This window comes from uncultured Paraglaciecola sp., from assembly GCF_913058035.1.
Lineage (GTDB): Bacteria > Pseudomonadota > Gammaproteobacteria > Enterobacterales > Alteromonadaceae > Paraglaciecola.
In genome coordinates, this window is sequence record NZ_CAJXPA010000254.1 from 1 (window position 1) to 4,795 (window position 4,795).

Below are 4,795 nucleotides of genomic sequence, written 5' to 3' on the forward strand. Positions count from 1 at the left end.
GTATTGAGCACTCCCTATAACGTTTTTGAGCTCAATGATAAGGGCTGCATGACCACACGGAAATACCACACCAAACTCACTTAATAGTCCGCGCATTTGATTGCTCACTGCGACTTTATTTTTGATAAGACGTTCACGAATGCGATGCAAACACGATATCTCTTGTTGATGCTCTGATTTAATCGGTGCAAAAACGAATATGTGACCGTTTACTGGCTTTTGCAATAGCAAAGATATCGTTATGGTCATTCTTATTCCCTCGTACAAAAGGCGTAACATGCTGTGCGGGAATAAGCTTGGTATCATGGCCTAACTTGGCTATTTCACGGCTCCAACAATGTGATGAATAACACGCTTCCATTACCACAGTTTTAGGCGATTGCTGACTCATGAAATCAAGCAACTCATTGCGTTTGAGCTTCTTATTAAACTGCGGCTTCACATGCTTATTCACGCCGCAAACTTGAAAAACATTCTTTGCCAAGAGTCGATAGTAATTGTTTTAAGCTTCATATTGGACACTCCTTATGTAATTAGTCTGGGTTACACTACTATTTTGGGGCATTGACGCCGTATTAGGGAGTGTCCATCTCATCACCTATTCTAAATGATTAAGTAACTCAATTCATTTGATTAAATTACAATGGGTATGTTGCTTATTTTTGTTTGATTAGATTGAGTTATCAGCCAGATTTGGGCAGTAGCTCGTCTCCATCGTCTGCGACATTGGCGTCATCCGTCAGTAAGCTAGAATAAACGCCGTTTTTCGCCAGCAAGTCTTGATGGCTACCTTGCTCCACAATTTTACCTTGGTTAAGTACTAAAATTTGATCGGAGTGACGAATAGTACTGAGGCGGTGAGCAATCGCGATAACGGTTTTTTCCTCAAACAAACGCCCAATGGCCTTTTGAATTAAACTTTCGGTAATGGAGTCCACTGAACTGGTAGCCTCATCCAACATCATCACTTGTCCGCCTTGAGCTACTGAACGGGCAAAGGAAATAAGCTGAGCTTGGCCCGCTGATAAATTACTGCCGCTGTTTTTTAGCTCAAATTGGTATTGACTCGGTAGTCCTAAAATAAAGTCGTGTGCATAAACGTATTCTGCAGCGTCGACTACTGCGTCGTCACTTATTTCGTCGACGCCAAGGGAAATATTAAAATGAATGTTTTCCTCAAACATAAACACGTCTTGCTGCATCAGAGAAAACAAGTGCAACATTGAGTCTTTTGGAATGCTCGACAGCTCAATATTATTTAGAAGGATGCTACCCTCGTAGTCCATGTAAGCTTTGCTCATGATACGAATAATTGTCGACTTGCCTGAGCCAGTTGTGCCAACTAAAGCCAGTTGTTCGCCCTTTTTAAGCTTGAAAGACACATCATCCAATACATAAGGGCCAACGCCACCATAGCGAAAACGCACATTTTTAAACTCGAGTGTCTCGAAATTAGCAAGTCTGTCCTTTAGCATTTCATCTGGCAAAAGCATTTTTCCTTGCTCTTCAAGTTTTTCAACAAAAAGTTCCTCTATGTGTTCAAAGGCTGCAAAAGAGCGCTGTATCGAGGCGATCTGTGAGGTAAAATCACGCAGCGGTACAAACACCTTTTCCAAGGTATTGATAAAAGCGATTAAAACGCCGAGGCTGACAGCTCCTGTAAGCACTTTGCCGGAGCCAAACCAAATAATAAGTCCTATAGTGATGGTCGTGATACCCGTTATAATAGAAAATAAAGTGGCATCGTACTTATTGGTTTTTAATTGTGCACGCAGAAAATCTTCAGTAAAGCCGTGATACTTGGATTCCACTTCTTGTTCGGCGCCATACAGCTGAACTGTCTTGACTCCCAACAAACACTCCTGCAGAAAACCTGTGCCTTTAGCCAAAGATGAACGCGTGATGATATACATTTCACGAAGGCGATTACGAACATATTGAGTTAGCATTAACACTGGAGGAAACACTAGCAAGACCATCAGAGCCAATTGCCAGTTGATAAAAAACATAAAGGTCAACACTGCCAAAGTATTGATGGAATCTTTCACCAAACTCAACACGCCCAGCACAAAGGCATCACCAATAACTTCAAGATCGCTGGTCAATCGTGACAAAGTAACGCCCGTGGGCGTCTTGTCATAGTAAGTCCTAGGAAGTTTCAAAATCCGCTGAAACAAGGCCATACGCATATCAAAAACAGCCTTCTGTCCGGTCAAGCGCAAAAAATATGTATAGATGGCATCGGCAATGTAATTAAAGACTAATACTACCAGCATGATGGCAATCAGCCACATCAGCCCATCATATTTACCGGGAGTAAGATGATCATCAATCACTTGAATAATTAGCCAGGGAAACAACAAGTTGGCAGCTACCGATATCGGCATCATAAGCAGACCAATCACTGCCGTTTTTTTGTAGCGTGATGCATACTGAAAAAAGTGCTTTAGGTATTGTAGGTCAGGAGATTTAATCATGTAGGAGTCTCCGACTCATGCTGTTGTAATTCCCAGGTCTCTCGGTAATAGGCTGAAGAATCTAGAAGTTGGGTGTGAGTTCCACGGGCAATGATTTCACCGTGTTCCAACACCAAAATTTTGTCCATATATTCTAGGGCGCTGACTCGGTGAGAAACTACCAACAAACTCTGCCCCTGAATACGATTAAATACCCCCTTTAAAATGATTCGCTCGGTTTCGTAATCCACCGCCGACAATACGTTGTCCATAATAATAAGGTCACTGGGTGTAAGCAGAGCCCGAGCGATACTCAGGCGCTGCTTTTGCCCACCTGAAAGCATGATCCCCTTTTCACCCACCAAAGTCTGATCGCCTGCGACAAATCGTTGAATATCTTCGCTTAATTGGCTTAATTTGAGCACCTGATTCACGTCGAGATCATCTGCAGATTGAGCCTGTTGCTTAGCTCCAAATTTAACATTCTCAAAAATCGTATCAGAAAACAGGAATGGATCTTGGGTGATGGTGCGCACATAGCTGCGCCAATCTTTACGAGACATTTGAGTGATATCTTTACCGCCCCAAAAAATATTACCCGATGTAAGGGATAAGTGATGATTCAAACAATTTACCAAGGTACTTTTACCCGAGCCAATGCTACCTAAAACCCCCACTTTCTCGCCAGCTTCAATGGTAAAACTGATATTCTTTAGTACCATCTCATTGGGTTTATCTTTGACGTTTGGATAGCGGTAACTAAGATTTTTCACCAGGAGTGTTGATTTTTGTAAGGATAGTTTTTCATCCTCGCTCATTCTTAACATATCAGTGCTTCGCACTTCTTTATTGAGGATGCTCTGCACACTATCAATACTAATCATGCCCATTTGATAGACCGTGGCAATACGCCCTAAGTGCATTAGCGGAAGAGCTAGAAGAACGGAGTAGGACAAAAATGCGGTAATTTCACCAATTGATAGTTTTGACTCTAAAAGATAATAACCGCCAAGTCCTAAAATCAGTACCTTCATGAAATGATTAGCATAATCTAAAATAGGCATAAAGAAGGTTTGGATTTTGGCTATTCTCATCGTGCAATCAAAAAGACGGGCATTAACCTGATTTACTTCGTTCGTGACCCACTCACCCATTTGCTGGTTTTTAATCAAATCTATACCCGACAAGTAGTTCATCAATTGCTCAGACAAATTTTGTAAACGTATTAATCGTTGTGCATGAAGGGCTCGCAATTTTCTAAAACCAAACCAGAAAATTATAGAAGCAATAACTATGGGGATCGCAGAGTACATGGTGAGTTCTGGAGAAATTCTCCACATCCAAATTGGTGTTAGAGACAGTGCAAACAAAATATTAAACAGTTGTAAAAAACCAATGCCATAAAAAAGGCGAATACCACTGAGGTCATTATTGATAATGGATATAAGTTTTCCGGACGCATATTGTTCGTGAAAGCTTGAAGGCAGACGATTTAGACGATGAAAAATATCATTTTTTAAGGCTGCTTCGGTAATTCGACCAGGGTTTAACGAAAACATTCTGGAAAGAATACGGATAACCACCATGATTACTGAAAGTATAATCACCCACTGCACGTTTCCAAGCAAACCTTCTTTTGACTCAGCTGATGATTCGTTAAGTAAATCAACAGCAAGCTGGATATACCGAGGAATTTCTACTTGAAGGTAATTCACCACAAAAATGCACACAATTGCACACAAATAAGAATATTTGTTCAACAGCAAGTAGTGAATTATGAATTTTGATTTAGTCATTGTTGTCTAGGCCCTCGTTGCAGATCGATGGAAATCGCGAAAGGCAGGCGTCGATAATAAGCTGCCTTGGATCTCCTTCTTTAATTAACTGCTCAAGCAACCATGCAGGCAGACGAATGGGCTGGGTTTTCACACCGGGCTTGCGCCCGCAACCGTTGCGCTTGCCGCCATGATCACAGCAAAGTTCATTGGATTTGTTAGGCATTTTTATTTGCTTTGAGGAATAAAGATAATTTCTTGATTAGTGTACGCTTTTCAAAGGTTTTTTGATACCCACAAAACTCATCCATAAATTATTACTAAGATGCTCGTAGTTAATGTTATCAAATGACTTTGTGAAGATGACTAAATTACGGTGGGTAATTTAGTTATCTTTGGGGTGCTGGAAAATATTCTTAATCATAAACCTCATCTGATCTTTCCCCATTGCTTTAATGATGAAATAGGATAAGAAAAAATCAATCTATTTTAATTTAATAATAATATTGACCTAAGTAATGACCAGGATCGAGTTATATTATTACACCAGTCTCTTATAAACAT

General features: G+C 40.6%; 3 protein-coding genes and 1 pseudogene. All 4 read right to left on the minus strand.

The window, feature by feature from the left end; genetic code table 11:
* Positions 1-513, minus strand: a pseudogene (locus QZ562_RS19655) (IS110 family transposase); the annotation flags it as partial.
* A gap of 170 nt (positions 514-683) precedes the next feature.
* Positions 684-2,477, minus strand: a complete 1,794-nt coding sequence (locus tag QZ562_RS19660; protein ID WP_293764076.1) for an ABC transporter ATP-binding protein — start codon at positions 2,475-2,477, stop codon at positions 684-686.
* On the minus strand, positions 2,474-4,252 hold the full coding sequence (locus tag QZ562_RS19665) for an ABC transporter ATP-binding protein (protein WP_293764078.1): 1,779 nt from the start codon (positions 4,250-4,252) through the stop codon (positions 2,474-2,476). Before QZ562_RS19665 ends, QZ562_RS19660 begins: the two co-directional genes overlap by 4 nt.
* A complete protein-coding gene (locus QZ562_RS19670; RefSeq protein ID WP_293764080.1) occupies positions 4,245-4,457 on the minus strand; it encodes a hypothetical protein in 213 nt (70 codons plus the stop codon). Before QZ562_RS19670 ends, QZ562_RS19665 begins: the two co-directional genes overlap by 8 nt.
* Positions 4,458-4,795 lie beyond the last annotated feature (338 nt).

Excerpts from the sequence above, each read along its gene's own strand:
- QZ562_RS19670 (WP_293764080.1), bottom strand. The coding sequence starts at position 4,457 with ATGCCTAACAAATCCAATGAACTTTGCTGTGATCATGGCGGCAAGCGC.
- QZ562_RS19660 (WP_293764076.1), bottom strand. The coding sequence starts at position 2,477 with ATGATTAAATCTCCTGACCTACAATACCTAAAGCACTTTTTTCAGTAT.
- QZ562_RS19665 (WP_293764078.1), bottom strand. The coding sequence starts at position 4,252 with ATGACTAAATCAAAATTCATAATTCACTACTTGCTGTTGAACAAATAT.